Source organism: Stenotrophomonas acidaminiphila (genome assembly GCA_002951995.1).
Classification (GTDB): Bacteria; Pseudomonadota; Gammaproteobacteria; order Xanthomonadales; family Xanthomonadaceae; genus Stenotrophomonas; species Stenotrophomonas acidaminiphila_A.
The window spans coordinates 23913-45620 of sequence record CP019797.1; the positions used below are offsets into that span (position 1 = coordinate 23913).

At 70.0% G+C, this 21708-nt stretch carries 15 protein-coding genes and 2 pseudogenes; 11 read left to right on the plus strand and 6 right to left on the minus strand.

Annotated elements, in window-relative coordinates; all coding sequences use genetic code 11:
• Positions 1–52 precede the first annotated feature (52 nt).
• The 3 genes from B1L07_00110 to B1L07_00120 all read right to left on the minus strand — a co-directional run bounded on the left by B1L07_00110 (position 53) and on the right by B1L07_00120 (position 2874).
• Entirely contained in the window at positions 53–1081 is a 1029-nt protein-coding gene (locus B1L07_00110; protein ID AUZ53798.1) for an alcohol dehydrogenase AdhP, read from the minus strand.
• Between the two features lie 112 nt (positions 1082–1193).
• Positions 1194–1832, minus strand: a complete 639-nt coding sequence (locus B1L07_00115) for a 2-dehydro-3-deoxyphosphogluconate aldolase (protein ID AUZ53799.1) — start codon at positions 1830–1832, stop codon at positions 1194–1196.
• Positions 1819–2874, minus strand: a complete 1056-nt coding sequence (locus tag B1L07_00120; GenBank protein ID AUZ53800.1) for a 2-keto-3-deoxygluconate kinase — start codon at positions 2872–2874, stop codon at positions 1819–1821. Before B1L07_00120 ends, B1L07_00115 begins: the two co-directional genes overlap by 14 nt.
• 238 nt (positions 2875–3112) lie before the next feature.
• Between B1L07_00120 and B1L07_00125 the strand changes: the two genes are divergently transcribed.
• Together B1L07_00125 and B1L07_00130 are read left to right on the plus strand one after the other, a co-directional pair.
• Entirely contained in the window at positions 3113–5905 is a 2793-nt protein-coding gene (locus B1L07_00125; protein ID AUZ53801.1) for a TonB-dependent receptor, read from the plus strand.
• Between the two features lie 135 nt (positions 5906–6040).
• A complete protein-coding gene (locus B1L07_00130; GenBank protein AUZ53802.1) occupies positions 6041–9847 on the plus strand; it encodes a hypothetical protein in 3807 nt (1268 codons plus the stop codon).
• A 547-nt stretch (positions 9848–10394) separates the two neighbouring features.
• Here B1L07_00130 and B1L07_00135 read toward each other — a convergent pair.
• From B1L07_00135 to B1L07_00145, 3 genes and pseudogenes are all read right to left on the minus strand, one after another.
• Positions 10395–10991, minus strand: coding sequence for a cysteine dioxygenase (locus B1L07_00135; protein AUZ53803.1), 597 nt, complete (start codon positions 10989–10991; stop codon positions 10395–10397).
• A 68-nt stretch (positions 10992–11059) separates the two neighbouring features.
• Positions 11060–12667, minus strand: coding sequence for a carboxylesterase (locus B1L07_00140; protein AUZ53804.1), 1608 nt, complete (start codon positions 12665–12667; stop codon positions 11060–11062).
• Positions 12664–13634, minus strand: a pseudogene (locus B1L07_00145) (xylanase). Before B1L07_00145 ends, B1L07_00140 begins: the two are co-directional and overlap by 4 nt.
• Positions 13635–13829: 195 nt before the next feature.
• Here B1L07_00145 and B1L07_00150 point away from each other — a divergent pair.
• From B1L07_00150 to B1L07_00190, 9 genes and pseudogenes are all read left to right on the plus strand, one after another.
• A complete protein-coding gene (locus B1L07_00150; protein ID AUZ56376.1) occupies positions 13830–14615 on the plus strand; it encodes a 2-keto-4-pentenoate hydratase in 786 nt (261 codons plus the stop codon).
• 36 nt (positions 14616–14651) lie between these two features.
• Positions 14652–15655: pseudogene (locus tag B1L07_00155) on the plus strand (C4-dicarboxylate ABC transporter).
• A gap of 12 nt (positions 15656–15667) precedes the next feature.
• Positions 15668–16186, plus strand: coding sequence for a TRAP transporter small permease protein (locus B1L07_00160; protein AUZ53805.1), 519 nt, complete (start codon positions 15668–15670; stop codon positions 16184–16186).
• Between the two features lie 3 nt (positions 16187–16189).
• A complete protein-coding gene (locus tag B1L07_00165) occupies positions 16190–17473 on the plus strand; it encodes a hypothetical protein (GenBank protein ID AUZ53806.1) in 1284 nt (427 codons plus the stop codon).
• A gap of 203 nt (positions 17474–17676) precedes the next feature.
• Positions 17677–18735, plus strand: coding sequence for a LacI family transcriptional regulator (locus B1L07_00170; protein ID AUZ56377.1), 1059 nt, complete (start codon positions 17677–17679; stop codon positions 18733–18735).
• Between the two features lie 203 nt (positions 18736–18938).
• Positions 18939–19694, plus strand: coding sequence for a 2-deoxy-D-gluconate 3-dehydrogenase (locus B1L07_00175; GenBank protein ID AUZ53807.1), 756 nt, complete (start codon positions 18939–18941; stop codon positions 19692–19694).
• Positions 19695–19763: 69 nt separating this feature from the next.
• Entirely contained in the window at positions 19764–20402 is a 639-nt protein-coding gene (locus tag B1L07_00180) for a hypothetical protein (GenBank protein ID AUZ53808.1), read from the plus strand.
• 129 nt (positions 20403–20531) lie between these two features.
• Positions 20532–21131 (plus strand): GTP cyclohydrolase I, encoded by a 600-nt coding sequence (locus B1L07_00185; protein AUZ53809.1) that lies wholly within the window; start codon positions 20532–20534, stop codon positions 21129–21131.
• Positions 21132–21200: 69 nt separating this feature from the next.
• Positions 21201–21578 (plus strand): hypothetical protein, encoded by a 378-nt coding sequence (locus tag B1L07_00190; protein AUZ53810.1) that lies wholly within the window; start codon positions 21201–21203, stop codon positions 21576–21578.
• The last annotated feature ends 130 nt before the right edge of the window (positions 21579–21708 follow it).

Sequence of the window (21708 nt, forward strand, 5' to 3'; positions counted from 1 at the left end):
GCCGCCGCGCCCGCGGGAGGGGGAGCGGGCGACGGCGGCCATGCAGGGACGCTCAGGCGTTCAGGTCCAGGACCACGCGCCCTTCGATCTGGCCGGCGCGCATGCGCGCGAACACCGCGTTGATGTTTTCCAGCGCATCGGTGGAGACGGTCGCGGCGACCTTGCCGTCGGCCGCGAACTGCAGCGATTCCTGTAGGTCCAGGCGGGTGCCGACGATGGAGCCGCGCACGGTGATGCCGTTGAGCACCATGCCGAAGATGTCCAGCGGGAAGTCACCCGGCGGCAGGCCGTTGAGCGACACCGTGCCGCCGCGGCGGACCATGCCCAGCGCCTGGGCGAATGCCTTGGGCGATACCGCGGTCACCAGTGCGCCATGGGCGCCGCCGATCTCCTTCTTCAGGAAGGCCGCCGGGTCGGTGGCGCGGGCGTCGACGGTGACCGTCGCGCCCAGGCGGCGCGCCAGGGCGAGCTTGTCCTCGTCCACATCCACCGCGGCCACGTTCAGCCCCATCGCCCGCGCGTACTGCACGGCCATGTGGCCGAGCCCGCCGATGCCGGAGATCACCACCCAGTCGCCGGGCTTGGTGTCGGTGACCTTCAGGCCCTTGTAGACGGTCACCCCGGCGCACAGCACCGGCGCGATCTCGACGAAGCCCACGCTGTCGGGCAGGTGGCCGACGTAGTCGGCGTTGGCCAGCGCGTACTGGGCGAACCCGCCATTGACCGAGTAGCCGGTGTTGCGCTGGCTTTCGCACAGCGTTTCCCAGCCGCCGAGGCAGTGTTCGCAATGGCCGCAGGCCGAGTACAGCCAGGGAATGCCGACGCGGTCGCCTTCGCGGACATGGTGGACGCCCGCGCCCACCGCGACCACGTGGCCGACGCCTTCGTGGCCGGGAATGAACGGCGGCTCCGGCTTCACCGGCCAGTCGCCCTCGGCGGCGTGCAGGTCGGTGTGGCAGACGCCGCAGGCTTCGATCTTCACCAGAATGTCGCCGGCACCCGGGCGCGGCACCGGTACTTCCTCGATGACCAGCGGCTGGCCGAACGCACGCACCACCGCGGCCTTCATTGTCCTGTCCATGCGCGATCTCCGTGGGGGAACGCGCCTACTCTGGCGCCGTCCGCGGGCCGGCGCATTGATCGTGATCACGCCCTGGCGGCAAACGCGCGCGGCCCGACGGACGGCAGCCCGTTCAGCCGGCCAGCAGCGCCGCCTCGCGCGCCAGCCGTTCGATCCCGGCCCAGTCGCGCGCCGCCAGCAGATCGCGCGTGGTCAGCCACGAGCCACCGACGCACAGCACGTTGGGCAGGTGCAGGAACTGCGCGGCGGTCTGCACGCCGATGCCGCCGGTGGGACAGAAGCGCACGTCGCCGAACGGGCCGTTCCATGCCGCCAGCATCGCCGCGCCGCCGGCCTGCACCGCCGGGAAGAACTTGAACGTGTCCAGCCCCTGCTCCAGCCCGCGCATCAGCTCCGACGCGGTGGCCACGCCGGGCAGGAACGGCAGGTCGATGTCGCGTGCGGCGGCATACAGCCGGTCGGTGGCGCCGGGAGAGACCGCGAAGCGGCCACCGGCGTCCCTGACCTGCGCCATCTGCCGCGCATCGAGCACGGTGCCGGCACCGATCACCGCCTCGGGCACCGCGTCGGCCATCGCCCGGATCGCGTCCATCGCGGTGGCCGTGCGCAGGGTGACTTCGATCACCGGCAGGCCGCCGCGGAACAGCGCCTGTGCCACCTGCACCGCATCGTCGATGGCGTCGGGGGTGAACACCGGGATCACCGGGGCCAGTTTGAGCACGGCGCGTACGCGCGGATCAGCGCCGGACATCGAACTTTCCTTCGCCCATCAGGGCCATCACGTCGGCCACGCCGACCGGGTTGAAGTCGCCGGGAATGGAGTGCTTCAGGCAGCCGCAAGCCAGCCCGAAGCGGACCGTGGCATCGGCGTCGAAGCCTTCGATCAGGCCATGCAGCACCCCGGCGGCGAAGGCGTCGCCGCCACCGATGCGGTCGATGATGGCGGTCAACTCCATCGCCGGCGCGACCGCACGGGTGCCGTCACGGCCCAGCAGCATCGCGCCGATCGAATGGTGGCCGGCGCTGTGCGCGGTGCGCTGGGTGCAGGCCATGTACTGCAGCCGCGGGAACGCGGCGAACGCCATCGCCGCCGCCGCGTCCACGCGCGCCTGCGCCTCGGCCTGCGCGAACTCCCCGCCCAGCACCACGCCGATGTCGCGATAGTCGGCGAACACGATGTGCGCGCAGTCGAACAGGTCGCGCAGGATCGCTCTGGCGTCGCCGCCCCAGCGCTCCCACAGCTTCGGCCGGAAATTGCCGTCGAACGACACCTTGATGCCCATTGCGTTGGCCGCGCGTGCCGCGGCCAGCGTGGCCTGTGCGGCCTCGGCGCCGAGCGCCGGGCTGACGCCGGACAGGTGCAGCCACTGCGCGCCGTGCAGCAGCGCCGGCCAGTCGTAGCTGTCGGCGCGCGCGCTGGCGAACGCCGAATCGGCGCGGTCGTAGACCACCTCGCTGGGCCGGTGGCCGGCACCGGTGGTCAGGAAATACAGGCCCATGCGGCCGTCGCCGCGCCGCACCCGCGTGGTATCCACCCCGTGCCGGCGCAGCTCGCCGGTGGCCGCCGCGCCCAGCGGGTTGTCGGCGACCACGCCGACCATCGCCACCGCATGGCCCAGATGCGCCAGGCAGACGCCGACGTTGGCCTCGGCACCGCCGCAATGCACCTCCAGCGCCGGGCTCTGCAGCAGCAACTGGTGGCCGGGGGCGCCGAGCCGCAACAGCAGCTCGCCGAAACAGACAACACGGGGGAATTCATCGGGACTCCTGTCGCGGTCTACACGGGCGGGAATGATGGCACGATAGTTTGACCATCGGTGTCATCTACAGCCAAATGTCTCCTGTCCCTGTCGACATCGGCGTCGTAATGTCCCAAAGACAAGGGGTTGCAGGCGTTTCCTCGCCTGTTGCAGTGCAAGATGCTCGCTCCCGGAGCTCCTGCTACTTTCGGTTTTGACCAGCGGTGTCATATGCCTTTGGCACTACAGGAATCGCCGTTTCGCATGTAAACCTTTGGAGAGGGGGAAACACATGTATCCACACAGCAAGCAGAAAAAGACACCGGTTACCTTGCTCGCGCTGTCGATCGCGCTGGCGCTGCAGGCCGGCGCTGCCGCCGCCCAGGACGCGGGCGCCGCCGCCACCGAACTGGATACCGTGACCGTCACCGGCTACCGCGCCAGCGTGGAGAAGGCACTGGACATCAAGCGCGGCGAAGCCGGCATGGTCGACGCCGTGGTCGCCGAGGACATCGGCAAGTTCCCGGACAGCAACCTGGCCGAATCGCTGCAGCGCATCCCAGGCGTGGTCATCACCCGCGACGGCGGCGAAGGCCGCCAGATCACCGTGCGCGGCCTGGGCCCGGATTTCACCCGGGTGCGCATCAACGGCATGGAAGCGCTGAGCACCGTCGGCAGCAGCGATGGCCAGGGCGGCACCAACCGCAGCCGCGGTTTTGACTTCAACGTGTTCGCCTCGGATCTGTTCTCGCAGCTGATCGCGCGCAAGACCGCCTCGGCCGACGTCGAGGAAGGCTCGCTCGGCGCCACCGTGGACCTGCGCACCGCGCGGCCGTTCGACTACGACGGCTTCACCCTGGTGACCAACGTGCAGACCGCCTACAACGACGCCTCGCAGGCGGCGATGCCGCGTTTCGCGGGCCTGATCGCCAACAGCTGGGCCGACGGCAAGGTCGGCGCGCTGCTGTCGGTGGCGTACTCCGAGCGCGAGACCGTGGAAGAAGGCACCGGCACCGTGCGCTGGGCCAATGCACGGGCGAACACGCCGACCAACACGGCCAATCCGAAGGGCGTCGGCTTCGCGGGTTGCGCCGCCGGCACCGCGCCATTCCCGGGTGTCTGCAGTGACCAGGTCTACACGCCGCGCTTCCCGCGCTACACGTTGATGGAACATGACCAGAAGCGCCTGGGCGTGACCGGTTCGCTGCAGTTCAAGCCCAGCGACCGGACCACCTTCAGCCTGGACATGCTCTACTCGAAGATCGATGCCCAGCGTGACGAGAAGTACATCGAGGCCAATGGCCTGAGCAAGACCGGCGCCGACGGCAAGGCCCAGATCGTGGTCAGGGACGGCGTGATCGAAAACGGCGCCTTGGTCTACGCAAAGATGGACAACGTCGATATCCGTGCCGAGAACCGCCACGACGAATGGAGCACGGATTTCTACCAGGTCAGCCTCGACGGCGAGCACAGGCTGAGCGACAGCTTCACCCTCAGCGGCAGGGTCGGCACCTCGCGGTCCAAGCATGACAACCCGGTCCAGGCGACCATCATGATGGACAAGCTGGATGTGCAGGGCTACAGCTACGACTACCGTGGCAACGCCAACAAGCCGGTGTTCAACTACGGTGTCAGCCCGACCGATCCGAACGGCTGGACCCTGTCCACCATCCGCCTGCGCCAGAACTACGTGACCAACGAGTTCAACAACGGCGAGCTGGATTTCTCCTGGGTCATCGGCCCCTCGTTCACCCTGAGCGGCGGCGTGCAGGCCAAGAACTACAGCTTCGATTCGATGGAGCGCCGGCGCGTCGGCAACGAGACCACGGTGCCGAACTTCAGCACCGGCAACAGGATCGTGCCGGCCGACATGACCGAGCTGGCCAGCCTCGGCGGCCTGGCCGGCTCGCCCGGCACGTGGGTGGTGCCCAACTTCGGTGCCATCGCCAATATGTTCGGCGTCCTCAATGGCGAAGGAATCTACGCACTGGTCGACTACGCGGCCAGCATGCGCGGCGTCGAGGAGCAGGACCGCAGCGGTTGGCTGATGGGCAAGTTCTCCACCGAGATCGGTTCGATCCCGGTATACGGCAACGTCGGCGTGCGCCACGTCCGTACCAAGCAGACCTCGTCGGGCATCGCCACTGCCAGCGGCACCCCCGTGGCCGCTACCGTGACCCGCGAGTACAACGACACCCTGCCCTCGCTGAACGTGGTGGCCGAACTCACCCCGGATTTCCTGCTGCGCTTCGCCGCGGCCAAGGTGATGTCGCGTCCCGGCCTGGGCAGCCTGACCCCGGGCGTCACCGTCAACGTCAGCGGCAGCGCCCGTACGGTCAGCGGCGGCAACCCGATGCTCGACCCGGTGCGCGCCAAGAGCTACGACCTGGGCCTGGAGTGGTATTTCGACGAAGGCGCGATGCTCGGCGCCACCGTGTTCTACAAGGATATCGGCAGCTACATCCAGAACACCAAGGAGACCCGGGTCTATGCCGACAGCGGCCTGCCGGCGAGCCTGCTGGACAACCTCAACGCCAGCCCCAGCGACGAGTTCACCTTCACCGTGCCGGTCAACACCCCGGGCGGCAAGCTGCAGGGCGTGGAGCTGAACTACGTGCAGCCGTTCACCTTCCTGCCGGGCAAGTGGTCCAACCTGGGCACGCAGCTGAACTACACCTACGTCGATTCGGACATCCAGTACCTGCTGTCCTCCGGCGCGACGGCGCAGAAGGCGGCGATGACCGGCCAGTCCAAGAATTCGTGGAACGCGACGCTGTTCTACGAAGGCGAGCGCTTCTCCGGGCGCGTCTCGGCGACCAACCGCAACGACTACCTGATCCAGGTGCCCGGCACCGAGGCCGGCTTCAACAGCGACGCCAACGGCGTGCATGGCCAGAGTGGCACCACCATCGTCGATGCGTCGATCCACTACCGCATCAGCGACCAGCTGGAACTGAGCCTGGAAGGCGCCAACCTGACCAACGAGGCGCAGGAATCGTGGGTGGCCAACCCGTCGGTGTCGCTGCCGCTGGAGTACAGCCAGACCGGGCGCACCTACACCCTGGGGCTGCGTTACCGGTTCTGATCCGGGCTGCGCTGCCGGCATGTCGCCGGGAGCCAGCCGATGGTGCGACGCAGGATGTGATGACGCGTTGGCGTCGCTAACTTGGCCCACCGCGCGCGGCGCAGGCACGCGCCGCGCGCTTCCAAGAGACGCCCGATGTCACCACGTTCCATCCGCCCGCTGTCGCGTACCCTGCTGCTGGCCTGCGCGCTGTCGTCCGCGCTCCCGGCGGCGGCGCTTTCTTCCCCGCCGAACCTGCTGTTCCGCGTATCGGCCGACCAGGGCTTCGTCGCCGACCAGGCGCAGGGCGATGCCGTTCCCAACTTCCAGGACAAGGTGAGCCTGGTCGACGACGGTGCCCATGGCCGCGCGATCCGCTGGGAAGACGATGGCGTGCTGTCGTGGAACGCACCGGGCAACATCCGCGCCGAACGCGGCACCCTGTCGTTCTTCTGGCGCCCGCGCTACGCCGTGGGCGAGGCGCCGTTCGTGATCTTCCGCGTCGGCTACGCCGACCACAGCAGCTGGGACATGACCTGGCTGCGCATCGACTGGAACGGCCACGGTTTCGATGCCTTCGTCACCGATGCCAACCTGGCGCGGACCCGCGTCTCCTTCCGGCTGGACCGCAACCCGTCGCCCGACCAGTGGCAGCACATCGCCTTCGCCTGGGACGAGGACCAAGGCGTGCGCCTGTTCCTCGACGGCCGCGAAGTGGCACGCGTGGACACCACCGGCGACTACGACGCCGCGCTCGACCAGCTCGGCCTGGCCGGGCGGGTGATGGCGCCCTACCAGGTGCAGAGCCGCTACAACTTCCTGCGCGGCAGCGATTTCGACGAGATCCGCGTCTATGACCGCATGCTCGACGCCACCGGCGTGGCCGCGCTGGCACGCAATGCGGCACCGGACGCGGGCCAAACCGCGGGTGCCACGCAGCGTGCGTGGTGGCACCGTTACGGCTGGGAGAGCGCGCCGCCGCCGCTCCTGGACGCGGCGGTGACGACGATCCGCAAGGTCGAGTTCGCCGACGTCAAGGACAAGAAACAGTGGATGTGGAAGGGGACCGACGGCATCGCCGAGACCACCTGGCCCGGCGTCTACAACCGCTCGCGCCTGCCCGGCCGCAACGACTACTTCCAGCTGCCGGACTGGAACACCTATGTCGAAGGTGGCCAGCACCTGGACCTGACCGTGCCCGATGGCGAAGCCATCAACCGCATCGAGATCCGCGGTGCCGCCTTCGGCATGCTCGGCGGCGATGCCGGCACCCTGTTCACCCGGCCGCGGGGCGTGGTCCGCAGCGTCGATGAGTTCCCCGCCCAGACCGGCGGCACGCTGCGCTTTTCCAATGCCGAGCAGGAAACGCCGATCCAGGAGATCTGGGGCTACCACGTGAGCGATGCCGCCGAGCCGCAGGGCACGGTCAAGCAGCGCTACCTGATCGACAGCCGCGTGCTGCCGGACTACACCAACATCGCCGCGCTGCGCGACTACATCAATGGCCGCTTCGCAGCGGACGAGCGCAGCGTGGTGATGGCGCTGCCCAAGGGTGCCGGTTCGCGCAAGCGAAGCGCCGACACGCTTCCGGCGCAGCCGCGGCCCATCGTCCACGTACTGGTGCCGTCCGGGGTCGGCGACGCCCCGGCGGCGCAGCCGCTGATCCGCAGCTGGGCGTACAGCTGGGAGAACATGCACGATGGCCTGGACGGCATCGCCATCGACCTGCCGGCGCTGGACCTGCCCGCCACCCACGACGGCCCCGGCGGCGGCGTGATCCCGCTGAACATCCGCATCAAGGACCCGATCTGGCCGTCGCGCGACATGATCGACGTGTCGGTCTCGGTCCGCCCCGGGCAGCCGCGCACGCTGTGGCTGGACCTGCGCGACCGCATCCTTACCGCCGACAGCCTGTGGATCGCCATCGCCGCGGCCGCGCCCGGCTTCAACGCCGCCTCGCTGGACGGCGCCGAGGTGCGGCTGGTGTTCAAGGACCGCAGCGAGGCGCTGCGGGAGCATGTCGCCGACCGCTTCAATCAGGTGCGCGACAACTGGGGTTTCCTGGTGGAGGAACACACCACCTCCAAGCGCCAGCGCCTGTACGCGCGGGTATATGCCGACCTCAGCGACCTGCTGCGGGTGGACCCGGACCACGCGCTGGGCCGGCTGTACTGGAACTACATCAGCTACAACAGCCAGGGCCGGCCGCCGTTCCAGCAGCCGCAGCCACCGAAGGGCGTGCCGCTGTGGGCGTTCCGGCAGCTGGAGGACCTCAGGCGCGTGCGCCGCTTCGTCGACTGGTGGATCGACCACCGCCAGGTCGAGTACGGCGACTTCGGCGGCGGCATTTCCGACGACACCGACCTGACCCAGCAGTGGCCGGGGCTGGCGTTGATGGGCGTGGAGCCGGACCGCCTCAATGCCTCGCTGACCGCACTGTCCGACGCGGTGTACCGCAACGGCATGTTCGCCAACGGCCTGAGCACCATCGAGACCGACGAACTGCACGCCTACGAGGAAGGCATCAACGCCAACAGCGCCATGCTCTACCTCAACTGGGGCGACCCGCTGACCGTCGAGCGGCTGATGGAAACGGTGCGCGCGTTCGACGAGCGCATCATCCTGCGCAACCCGCAGGGCCACCTGCTGTTCTCCAGCAACTGGTTCGGTGGCAACAAGGTCTACCGCGAGCCGAACTGGCAGTGGCAGAAGCCCTACTCGTTCCCGGCGCTGCACCCGGCGTTCCTGCTGGGCGAGTACAACGCCGACCCGACCGGCCGCACCCTGGTCACCGGACTGGCCGACAGCTACCTCGCCCACGCCTATACCGACGACACCGGCCGCTGGACGCTGCCCAACGAGATCCACTGGGCCACCGGCAAGACCCGGGGTGGCGAACTGAACCAGGGTTCGGGCGCCGGCGACGTCATGCACACGTTCTGGGCGGCGTGGCGCTGGAGCGGCGACGACCGCTACCTGAAGGCGCTGGACTACCGCGTGCAGCGTGGCGGCCCCGGCGCGCTGTCCAACCTGGGCGAGAACATCATCGACGTGCTCGGCCGCCAGCAGGACTGGGGCCGGCAGCTGGTCGCCGCCGCCGACAAGGGCGACACCGGCTTCGCCGCCATCACCGCGTGGCAGCTGAGCGGCGACAAATCGTATCTGGAAGCCCTGCATGCCGAAGGCATCCAGGCCAAGGCCCAGCGCGAGTACATGAATACCGAAGGCCACTGGTGGAGCGACCGCGTCGAGGCGCCCAGCGAGTTCCTGCAGCGCCTGCGCCTGGGCGGCATCGCGCTCAGGCGCAACCAGAGTTTCCCCGGGCACACCGTGAGCTGGCGCTTCGCCCGCCCCGGCGCGGCCGAGCAGGTGGCGCTGCTGGTGCACGCGCCCTCGCGCGAACGCTTCAAGGTGATCGCCTGGAACATGGCAGACGTGCCGCTGGAGGCGACGATGACCGGCTGGAACATCGCCGCCGGCACCTGGCGCATCCGCAGCGGCATCGACCGCGACGGCGACGACCGGATCGACGGCAAGCCGCAGGTGCGCGAGGTGGCGCTGGAGCGCAGCGCGTCCACCGCCCTGCGCTTCGCGCCGAAGCAGGCGCACGTGTTCGAGTTCGAACGGATCGCCGCGGGCACGCCGGTGGAAACCCGTGCCGACCTCGGCATCGGCCGCGGCGACCTGCAGGTCGCGGACGGACGCGTGCGCCTGACCGTGCACAGCCTGGGCCACGTCGCCACCCGGCCCGGCCACGCGCGGCTCGAGGATGCGCGCGGCCGCGAGGTGGCGCGCGTCGCGATCCCGGCACTGGAAGCGCCATCGGACCTGCAGCCGCGCGCGCTCACCCTGGAACTGCCGCTGCCCGCCGGCCTCAACCGCCGTGGCGCCAGCGTGCGGGTGCTGCAGGACGGCGACGCCGAGGAAGTGACCCTGCTCAACAACCGCCTGCCGCTGCCGTAGGTGCCGGGCTTGCCCGGCACGGGGCATTGCCGGGAGCGTTCATGCGGGGCAAGCCCCGCATCCATGTGGGTATCGGTGTGCATCCGCGGCCTTTCGCGCGCCGCTGCGAACACCCCCGTAGGTGCCGGGCTTGCCCGGCACGGGGCATTACCGGGAGCGTTCATCCGGGGCAAGCCCCGCATCCATGTGGATATCGGTGTGCATCCGCGGCCCTTCGCGCGCCGCTGCGAACACCCCCGTAGGTGCCGGGCTTGCCCGGCACGGGGCATTACCGGGTGCGTTGCATGCGGGGCAAGCCCCGCATCCATGTGGATATCGGTGTGCATCCGCGGCCCTTCGCGCGCCGCCGCGAACACCCCCGTAGGTGCCGGGCTTGCCCGGCACGGGGCCTTGCCGGGTGCGTTCATGCGTGGCAAGCCCCGCATCCATTTGGATATCGGTGTGCATCCGCGGCCTTTCGCGCGCCGCCGCGAACACCACCGTAGGTGCCGGGCTCGCCCGGCACGGGGCCTTGCCGGGAGCGTTGCATGCGGGGCAAGCCCCGCATCTACGGGGTGTCTGTCTGCATCTGCCGGCTTTCGCGCCTGTACCAGTCCGCTTGCCCCGCTTCCGGAACGAACACCGTGCAGTGCTCCATCGGCCGCTGGTAGACATGTACCGAGATCGCGAGCTCAGTGTCGCTGGCGTTGCGCAGCACATGGAACTCATCCGGCGGGATCAGGTTGCCGGCGCTGCCGCGCGTACCGTCCACGCCGGGCAGGGGCTGCAGCCGGGCGATGTCGCCGCGGTCTTCGCGCAACCGGTACGGGGTGATCCGCAGCGCGCCCTGCCACACGCCTTCCACGCACCACAGGCCATCGTGGTCATGCAGCGGGGTGCCCTGGCCGGGCCCCCACGTCATGGCGATGATGCTGTAGCCGTGGCGCGCGCTGCGGTACAGCTCGCGGCGCGCGTAGTGGTCGGTAATCGGCTCGTGCACGCATGCCGGCAGCACGATCGCCGGGTCGGCGATGGCCTCGCGCAGGGCGTGTTCGATCCGCGCCACCGTGCCGCCGACATCGGCCGCGCCCATGGCGGCATCGATCGCCGCCACCAGTCGTTCGCGGCCGGTGAAGCCGGGGTAACCGTTTGCATCTGAAATCATGCCGCCAGTCTAGGGCAAAACGGTGAACGAACCGTTCGCTGCCGTCATGGCCGGGCGGCATGTGCGGCTCATGACGTGCCGCGCTGCACGAACGGCACCTGTCCGTACAGCCTGCGCTCGCCGCCCCGCGGGTCGTCCTGCAGGCGGCTGTCGTCGTCGAACACCAGGGTCTGCCGGCGCTGCAGCGAGTACGGTTCCCAACGCGGCAGCCCGCCGTGGTTGGGGTCGCCGTGGTGGGCGAACGCCAGCAGCGCATCGCTCATCGCGTCGGCCATGCGCGTGGCCGACGCGCGGGTGCCGGTGCGCGAACCGGGCTGGTGCGTGTTGTGGAACACCAGCGGGATGTCCAGGGTATGGAAGGCGCGCAGCCGGTCGGCCTCGCCACCGCGGTCGTACCAGTCCAGCTGGTAGGCCCAGGTCGGCGCGCCCTGGCGTGCGCGCGCTTCCAGTTCCTCCACCGCGCCGCGCCAGGAGCGGCCGGCGGTGGTCGCGGCGAAGAACACCTCCGACGCCGTGTAGTGCGGGTACATCCGCCGGTACGCGGCGATCACCTCCGCGACCGGCAGGTCCACGAACTGCTCGCGCTCCAGTTTCGCCGGCAGTGCCTCCCAGTCGAGTGTGAAGTTGCGCGCATCGTTGCCGAGGAAGGCGCGGGTTTCGTCGCGGGTATTGCCGATGACCATCGGGACGGTGGCCGACTGCAGCGGCGCCTGCGGCCAGAACGGGTGCACCGGCAGGTGCCGCGCGTCCAGTACCGGGCCCAAGTACAGGCCGGTGTCCTCGACCCACGATGGATCGCGCAGCTTGACCGCGTCCAGCAGCGTTTCCATCGGCAGCGTGCGCAGCGCCTGCGGGTCGCGCAGGCCGAAGTGTTCCAGCACGCGCCGCGCGCGCTGCGTCGCCGCGCGTGGCCCGGCGGCGGTGACCTGCTGGCCGCTCATCGTCCAGGCGCGGTGGAACAGGCCCGCCGCCGCCGGCATCGCCATCAGCGTGGCGATCTTGGCGCCGCCGCCGGACTGGCCGAACACGGTGACGTTGCCGGGGTCGCCGCCGAACTCCACCGCATGCTGGCGCACCCATTGCAGCGCCTGCACCAGGTCCAGCTGGCCGACGTTGCCGGAATCGGCGAACGCCGGGCCGCCAAGGCCGCCCAGGTACAGGTAGCCGAACACGTTGAGCCGGTGGTTGACGCTGACCACCACCACGTCGCCGCGCCGGCACAGGTTGCCGCCGTCATACAGCGGATCACTGCCCGAGCCGTTGTTGTAGGCGCCGCCGTGGAGGTACACCAGCACCGGGCGGCGGCCGCCGTCGCGCAGGGCCGGCGTCCACACGTTGAGATACAGGCAATCCTCGCTGCCCGGGCCTTCGCCACTGGTCTGCGGCGCCGCCGGGCCAGGAGCCAAGGCGTCGCGTATGCCGCGCCAGGGGGCTTCCTGTACTGCCGGCTGGAAGCGCCGCGGTGCGGTGTCCGCGCCGTAGGGAATGCCGCGGAACACATGGATGCCCTGCTCGGTCTGCCCGGCGATACGGCCGCCGCGCACGCGTGCGAGCGGACTCGCCTGCCCGCGCGCGGCGCCGGCCGGGACCGCAGCGGCCAGCCCCGCGCCGAGCGAACACAGTGCGCCGGCGCGCAGCAGCCGGCGCCGTTGCGGATCGTCGGGCCTGGCGTTCATGGCATGCGCTCCGTTCCCTGCGCGGCGATCCAGTCCAGTGCCAGCCGCGGCCAGGCGGCGGTGGTCAGGCCGGCGATGCCACGGGTGCCGAAGCCATGGCCGCCATGCGGGAACACGTGCAGCTCGGCCGGGACCCCGGCGCGGAGCAGGCCCGAGTAGAACGCCAGGCTGTTGCCGACCGGCACCGCCGCATCGTCACCGGCATGCACCAGGAAAGTGGGTGGCGTGTCGGCACGGACCTGGTCCTGCATCGAATAACGCCGCTGCAGCGCCGGCTCCGGTCGCGCGCCGAGCAGCCGTTCGCGCGAACCGGGGTGCGCGTCCGCGCCGGCCATGTCGATCACCGGATACACCAGCAGCTGGAAATCCGGGCGCGCACTGGCGCGGTCGATGGCGTCGGTGGCCGGGTAGGCGGGCTGGTCGAAGCCGTTGCCGAGCCGCGCGGCCAGGTGCCCGCCGGCGGAGAAGCCGATCACGCCGATGCGCCGCGGGTCCAGCTGCCACTCGCCGGCGCGCGTGCGGATCAGGCGCAATGCGCGCTGCGCATCGGCCAGCGCCGCCTCGCGGTCGTCGCGCCCCTCGCCCGGCAGCCGGTAGCGCAGCACGAACAGGGTGATGCCGCCCTGCTCGACGAAGGCCGGCACCAGCGCCGAGCCCTCCTTGTCCAGCACCACGCGCTGGTAGCCCCCCCGGGCGTCACCAGCAGTGCGGTGCCGTTGGGCCGGGCTGGCCGGTACATGACCAGATAGGGCGCACTGACATGGGTGATGTAGCGGTCCGGCAGCGCCGGGTCGGTGCTGCGTTCGACGATCCGCGCGGCCTGGGCGAGAGGTTTGTCCCCCGGTGCCACCCCGTTCGGCCACAGCGCGATCCGCCGTGCCGATCCCGAGACCGGTTCACCGTCCGGGCCGTCGCCCGGGGCGGCGGCGGCGCCACCGCAATTCAGGCAAAAAGCCAATAACAACAAGGATCTGCCAAGCAGGGTCAGGGACATGGGGAGTCTCGCGATGCGGAACGGGGATGGCCGTGATGCGATGCGTATTGCCAGATGACACCGGTTTACCATATACAGCAACCACAGCACTGTCGATGGGCGGTGCAGCAACGCCACCAGGAGAGCCACTTGAGCATCGACCAAGGCCAACCGGCCCCGACCGCCGCGCTGGACGACATCGCCCGCCAGTTCGTGGACGCGCGCCGCGCCGGGCGTTCGCTCGATGATTTTCCCGGCACGATCCCGGCCGACCTGGTCACCGCCTATCAGGTGCAGGACCTGGCGATCGGCCGCTGGGGCGATGCGGTGGTCGGCTGGAAGGTCGGCTATATCGCGCCCGAGCGCCGCGACGCATCCGGCGACGAGCGCCTGCTGGGCCCGGTGTTCGCGCGCCAGCTCTGGAATGCTACCGGTGGCATCGTGGACATCCCGGTGTTCTCCGGCGCCGGTGGGTTCGCCGCGGTCGAGGCCGAGTACGTGCTGCGGCTCGACGCCGACGCACCGGCCGGCAAGCTCGACTGGACGCCAGCCGAGGCCGCCGCCCTGCCCGCGCGCCTGTTCACCGGGGTGGAAGTGGCCAGCAGCCCGCTGGCGACGATCAACGTGCTGGGGCCGCGGGTGGTGGTGTCCGACTTCGGCAACAACAATGGCCTGGTGCTGGGCACGGAAATCGTGGACTGGACGCGGCTGGACGAAGCGCGGCTGCTGGCGCGCACCGAGATCGACGGGGTGGTGGTGGGCACCGGCGGCGCCGGCAACCTGCCCGGCGGCCTGCGCGCGGCCTATGCGTTCGCGCTGGCGCGCTCGGCGCGCCGCGGCCGGCCGCTGCGCCGCGGCGACCTGATCGCCACCGGCAACGCCACCGGCATCCACGACATTGCGGTCGGCCAGCAGGCCGTGATCCGCTTCGAGGGCCATGGCGAGATTGCCTGCAGGGCGGTGGCCGCCGGCTGAGCGGCGGCCACGATGGATGCACGTGGAGGGGGTTCGATGATCAATCGCAGAAATTTTCTTGCCACCGGGCTGGGCGCGCTTGCCGCGCCGGCGCTGGTGGCCTGTGCGGGTAGTGGCCGCGGGACCGCCGGCGAGGGCCGCCTGCTCACCGCCTCCGACGTCCACGTGGCGGACTACCCCACGGTCACCGCGGTCCGATGGATCGGGCAGCAGCTCGAGCGCGAAACCGGTGGCCGGCTGCGGCTGGCGCAGTACCACTCCGGCCAGCTAGGCCGCGAGTCGGAAGCGATCGACATGGCGCGCTTCGGCGCCATCGACATCACCCGGGTCTACTCGGGGCATTGAACAACGCGTTCCCGTTGACCCGCGCGCTGTGCCTGCCCTACGTGTTCGATTCGGTCGCGCACATGCGCCGCGCGCTGGACGGCGGCATTGCCGACGCGGTGCTGGCCGGCTTCGAGCAGCGCGGCCTGGTCGGCCTGGCGATCTACGATTCCGGCGCGCGCTGCTTCTACAACACCAGGCATCCGATCGTGGCGCCGCGCGACCTGCACGGCCTGAAGCTGCGCGTGGCCAGCTCGGACATCTTCCTGCAGCTGATGCGCCTGTTCGGCGCCAACCCGACGCCGATGTCGCTGGGCGACACGTTCTCCGGCATGGAGACGCACATGATCGACGGCGCCGAGAACAACATGCGCAGCTTCCACTCCAGCCGCCACTTCGAGGCCGCGCACTACTGGTCCGAAAGCCAGCATTCGCATGCGCCGGACGTGCTGCTGATGTCGCGGCGCAGCTTCGACGCGCTGGCGCCGGGCGACCGCCGCCTGCTGCTGGAGCTGGCGCGGCAGTCGGTGCAGGTGATGCGTGGCGAATGGGATGCGTCCGAGGACAAGGCGCGGCAAGCGGTGCTGGCGCACGGCGTGAAGGCCAACGCGGTGGACATCGCCGCGTTCCGCGAGGCCGCCGCGCCGCTGCTGCGCGATTTCCTGCAGCAGCCGGAGATCGCCGCCCTGCACCGCCGCATCCGCGATTTCGCCTGAGGATCCGCAGCGATGACCGAAGCCACTTTCCGCAGTACCCAGGCCGGCCCGCAGCGCGCGCTGGAAGCCCTGGCCACCGTCGTCATCCACATCGCCGTCGTCGCCCTGCTGGGGCTGGTGGTGGTGCAGGGCTGGCAGGTGTTCGCCCGCTACGTGATCAACGACTCGCCCAGCTGGACCGAGCCGGTGACGCTGCTGCTGCTGAGCACCGCGATGAGCATGGGCGCGGCCGCGGGCGTGCATACCCACCGCCACTTCGGCTTCTTCCTGCTGGCCGAGCACCTCAACCCGCTGGCGCGGCGCGTGGTCGATGCGCTGGTGCCGCTGGTGGTGGCCAGCATCGGCGCGGTGATCGCCTGGTGGGGCTGGGTGCTGTGGATCGACGGCCTGCACATCAAGGCCGCCGGCGCCCACCTGCCACAGAGCGTGAACTACCTGCCGCTGAGCCTGGGCGGCGCGCTGATGGTGGTGTTCGCGTTGAACCGGCTGTGGCTGGCGCTGCGGCCGGCCGCCATCGAAGGAGACCGCTGAACCATGGGTATCGCAATCCTGTTCGCGGTGTTCGCCGCGCTGCTGCTGATCGGCGTGCCGGTCGCCTATGCGCTGGCCGCCGCCGCGCTGGCCACCCTGCTCTACCTGGACCTGCCCAGCGTGGTGCTGGTGCAGCAGATCTCGGCCGGCACCGGTTCGGCCTCGCTGATCGCCATCCCGCTGTTCATCTTCGCCGGCGAGATCATGATGCGCGGCGGCATCTCCGAGCGCCTGATCGCGCTGGCCGCGTCGCTGGTCGGGCGCCTGCGCGGCGGCCTGGGCCAGGTGTCGATCCTGTCCTCGCTGTTCTTCGGCGGCGTCTCCGGCTCGGCCATCGCCGATGTCTCGGCGGTCGGCGGCACGATGATCCCGCAGATGGTGCAGCGCGGCTACGACCGCGACTTCGCGGTCAACGTCAGCATCACCGCGGCGCTGGTGGCATTGCTGGTGCCGCCGTCGCACAACCTGATCCTGTTCTCGGCCGCGGCCGGCGGCGGCCTGTCCATCGCCGACCTGTTCGCCGCCGGCGTGGTGCCGGCGCTGCTGATGACGGTGGTGCTGATGCTCACCGGCTACGCCGTGGCGCGGCGCCGCGGCTATGGCGTGGAAGCCTTCCCCGGCCTGCGTGCGGTACTGCTGCGGCTGGTCGCCGCGCTGCCCGGGCTGGGGCTGGTGGCGCTGATCTTCGTCGGCATCCGCGCCGGCATCTTCACCGCGGTCGAGTCGGCGGCCATCGCCGTGGTCTACGCGCTGCTGGTCACCACCGTGCTGTACCGGCAGCTGCGCTGGCGCGCGTTCCTGGACACGGTGACCCATGCCGCGCGCAGTACCGGCGTGATCCTGTTCGTGATCGCCACCGCGGCGGTGTTCGGCTGGCTGCTGGCCTACCTGCAGGTACCGGCGGCGGCGGTGGCGTTCCTGCAGTCGTTCGCGCACAGCAAGTTCATGGTGCTGCTGATGATCGTGGTGATGCTGCTGCTGCTGGGCACGTTCATGGACCTGGCGCCGATGATCCTGATCTGCACCCCGATCTTCCTGCCGGTGGCCAAAGCCTATGGCATCGACCCGATCCACTTCGGCCTGGTGCTGGTGCTGACCGGCGGCCTGGGCCTGGTGACGCCGCCGGTGGGCTCGGTGCTGTTCATCGGCACCGCGATCGGCAAGATCACCGTCGGCCAGAGCATGAAGACGATCTGGCCGTTCTGGCTGGCCGGGCTGGGGGTGCTGCTGGTGGTGACGTTCTTCCCGCAGCTGTCGCTGTGGCTGCCGGCGCTGCTGCGCGGCTGAGCCGGGCCGGCCGCAACAGTCAGGCGCCGTTTCCGGCCCGCGGCGGCGTCTCGGGCTAACATCACCGCCTGGCGCGGGTTCCCTGCCCTGCCGCCGGCGCATGCCGCCGGCAGCCACGGGAGGCCGCCGCGCCGCTCACATCGCCGTGCCCCATGGGGGCGCGGCGCCGCCAGAACCCGTTCCGCTGGATGGTTTGCAAGGACATGTCATTGCGCAAGAAGGCCGATTCCGACGCCACGACCCGGCCGCTGGGCAGGGCCGCGACCATCAACGACATCGCGCGCCTGTCCGGTGTGTCCAAGAAGACGGTGTCGCGGATCATCAACAACTCGCCGCTGGTGCGCAAAGACACCCGCGAGAAGGTCGAGGCGCTGATGCGCGAGGTCGGCTACGCACCGGATCCGCTGGCGCGCGGGCTGGCGTTCCGGCGCTCGTTCCTGATCGGCATGGTCTACGACAACCCCACCGCGCAGTACGTGGTGGACATGCAGTACGGCGCGCTCGATGCGCTGCGCGGCTCCAGCTTCGAGCTGGTGGTGCACCCCTGCGACACCCGCAGCCCCGGTTACATCGAGGGCGTGAAGCGCTTCGTGCAGCAGCAGAAGCTGCACGGCGTGATCCTGGTGCCGCGCGCGTCCGAGGACCAGGCGCTGGCCGACATGCTGGAGGAGATCGGCTGCCGCTACACCCGCATCGCCTCGCTGCCGCTGGACGACACCTCGCAGATGGTGATCACCCACGACCGCGACGGCGCCGCCGAGGCCGCCGATTACCTGCTTTCGCTCGGCCACCGCGACATCGCCCTGATCACAGGCCCGTCGGCCTACCGCTCGGCGCACGAGCGCACCGCCGGCTTCATCGACGCGCTGCAGCGGCGCGGCATCGAACTGCCGCCGGCGCGCATCATCGAGGCCGGCTACACCTTCGAATCGGGCGTGGCCGCGGCCGAGAAGCTGCTGCTCGGCAAGCAGCGCCCGACCGCGATCTTCACCGGCAACGACGAGATGGCCGCCGGCGTCTACAAGGTCGCCATGCGCGCCGGCATCAACATCCCGCGCGAACTGTCGGTGGTCGGCTACGACGACAGCCCGCTGGCCTCGCGGCTGTGGCCGTCGCTGACCTCGGTGCGGCGCAATACCCGCGATACCGGCCGCACCGCTGCGGCGATGCTGATCCAGCCCGAGGGCCAGGCCGCACTGCAGATCGCCAGCGTGCGCCCGCACCTGATCGTGCGCGATTCCTGCCAACCGCCCCTGGATTGACCCCAAGCCATTGTTCCGGAAAGGAAAGCCAGTATTCCGCGGCGCAAAATGACACCGGTTACCAAACTGGCTATGATGGCCCCGCAGCGCAACCGGCGGGGCCGACCAGGACCGCCACGCGCACCCACCGCGCCGCATCGCCCACCGGGCCGGACGCGGCACTGCAACCCACCCCCGTACCACCGCTCAGGGAGAGGAACACCATGACGAATCCATTCAGCCTCGAAGGCAAGGTCGCGCTGGTAACCGGTGCCAATACCGGCCTGGGCCAGGGCATCGCGCTGGCGCTGGCCGCCGCCGGGGCCGACATCGCCGGCGCCGGCATCGTCCCGGCCGAGGAGACCGCCGGGAAGGTGCGTGCGCTGGGCCGCCGCTTCGTCAACATCGAGGCCAACCTGATCAGCATCGAACCGGTCGAGCGCGTGGTGCGCGAAGCCGTCGAGGGCCTGGGCGGGCTGGACATCCTGGTCAACAACGCCGGGTTGATCCGCCGCGCCGACGCGGTGGAGTTCAGCGAAAAGGACTGGGACGACGTGATGAACGTCAACATCAAGTCCGCGTTCTTCATGTGCCAGGCCGCCGGCAGGCATTTCATCGCCCAGGGCCGCGGCAAGATCATCAACATCGCCTCGATGCTGTCCTTCCAGGGCGGCATCCGGGTGCCGTCCTACACCGCGTCCAAGAGCGGCATCGCCGGCATCACCCGGCTGCTGGCCAACGAGTGGGCGCAGCAGGGGGTGAACATCAACGCCATCGCCCCCGGTTACATGGCCACCGACAACACCGCCCAGCTGCGCGCCGACGAGGACCGCAACAAGGCGATCCTGGACCGCATCCCGGCCGGCCGCTGGGGCAGGCCGGAAGACCTCGGCGGCACGGCCGTGTTCCTCGCCTCCAGCGCCTCGGACTACGTCAACGGCGCGGTCATCCCGGTCGACGGCGGCTGGCTGGCGCGCTGATCCGGCATCCCCCGGCGCGCGGCCACGGCCGCGCGCCACGCATTTCCCCATCGAACAGAGAGTGACGCAATGAAGATCGCCTTGATGCAGGAGTTCAGCCAGGCCGCCAAGAACCCGGTGGTGCTGGAACAGCTCCAGACCGTGGCCGCCGCGCAGGGCCACCAGGTGTTCAACGTCGGCATGGACGGCGACAACGACCACCGCCTGACCTATATCCACCTGGGCATCTGCGCCGCGCTGCTGCTCAACGCCCGGGCCGTGGACTTCGTGGTCGCCGGCTGCGGCACCGGGCAGGGCGCGCTGATGTCGCTCAACGCCTGGCCGGGCGTGTACTGCGGTTACTGCATCGAGCCGACCGATGCCTTCCTGTTCGCCCAGGTCAACAACGGCAACGCGCTGTCGCTGCCGTTCGCCAAGGGCTACGGCTGGGGCGCGGAGATCAACATCCGCTACATCTTCGAGAAGGCTTTCGCCGGCGAGCGTGGCCAGGGCTACCCGGCCGAGCGCCGGGAGTCGCAGATGACCAACGCCGGCATCCTGGCGCAGGTCAAGCAGGGCGCCTCGAAGGACTTCATCGCCGGCCTGAAGTCGATCGACCCGGCGCTGGTGAAGCAGGCCGTGGGCGGCGCGCGTTTCCAGCAGGCGTTCTTCGACAACGCGCAGGACGCGGAGATCGTGGCCTACGTGAAGGGCGTGCTCAGCCAGTAACCGCAGCGCGTCGACGCCCAGGACGAAGGCGCCCGCGGGCGCCTTCGTCGTTTCCGGGCGCCGTCCGCGATGCCCCGGCGGCACCCGGCTGGTAGCATGTCCACCCCCGCAATCCAGGCGCCGTCACCCATGGCCGACTCCAACAACCCGTCCGTCACCCAGGCCCAGGCCGAGGAGGCCGTGCGCACCCTGCTGCGCTGGGCCGGCGAAGACCCCGCCCGCGAGGGCCTGCTGGACACCCCGCGGCGGGTGGCCGAGGCCTATGGCGACTGGTTCAAGGGCTACCAGGACGATCCGCGTGAATACCTGGCGCGTACCTTCGAGGAAGTGGCCGGCTACGACGAGATGATCGTGCTGCGCGACATCGAGTACGAAAGCCACTGCGAGCACCACATGGCGCCGATCATCGGCCGCGTGCACGTGGGCTACGTGCCCAACGGCCGCGTGGTCGGCATCTCCAAGCTGGCGCGCGTGGTCGAGGCCTATGCACGCCGCTTCCAGGTGCAGGAAAAGATGACCGCGCAGATCGCCGACGTCATCCAGGACGTGCTGCAGCCGCTGGGCGTGGGCGTGGTGGTGGAGGGCTCGCACGAGTGCATGACCACCCGCGGCATCCACAAGCGCGGCGTCAGCATGGTCACCTCGCGCATGCGCGGCAGCTTCCACGACGATGCCCGCACCCGCGCCGAGTTCCTGCGCTTCATCGAAGTGGGCCACGCGCGGCGCTGAGCCGCGCGCCAGGCGACCGGCAGGCGCGGAGCCCGCGCCCCGCATTCCCGCGAACATCCCGGAGAAACCATGCATTACGTAGAGTTGGTGGCGTTGCTGGCAGTGGCCCAGTACCTGTTCTTCGGCGCGATGGTCGGGCGCGCGCGCGGCCGCTACGGGGTCAAGGCGCCGGCGGTCAGTGGCCACGAGGGCTTCGAGCGCGCCTACCGGGTGCAGATGAACACCCTGGAGCTGCTGGTCGCGTTGCTGCCGGCACTGTTCGTCGCCGCGCGCTTCTGGCCGGCCGCCTGGGTCGCCGGCATCGGCGCGGTGTACCTGGTCGGCCGTTTCATCTATTGGCGCGCCTACGTGAGCGCCCCGTCCAGCCGCGGGCTGGGCTTCGTATTGTCGATGCTGCCGGTGACGCTGCTGGTGCTGATGGGGCTGGCCGGCGCGCTGCTGCGCTAGGGTCGGGGGCCGCCAGGAGCCGCGTTGCGCGGCACCGGGGCTGCGTTTCACGATGGACGTGTTGACGACAGGAGGTTGCGATGACGATGCGCGCGTTGTTCCGCCGCCATTGGCCCTGGCTGGCATTGCT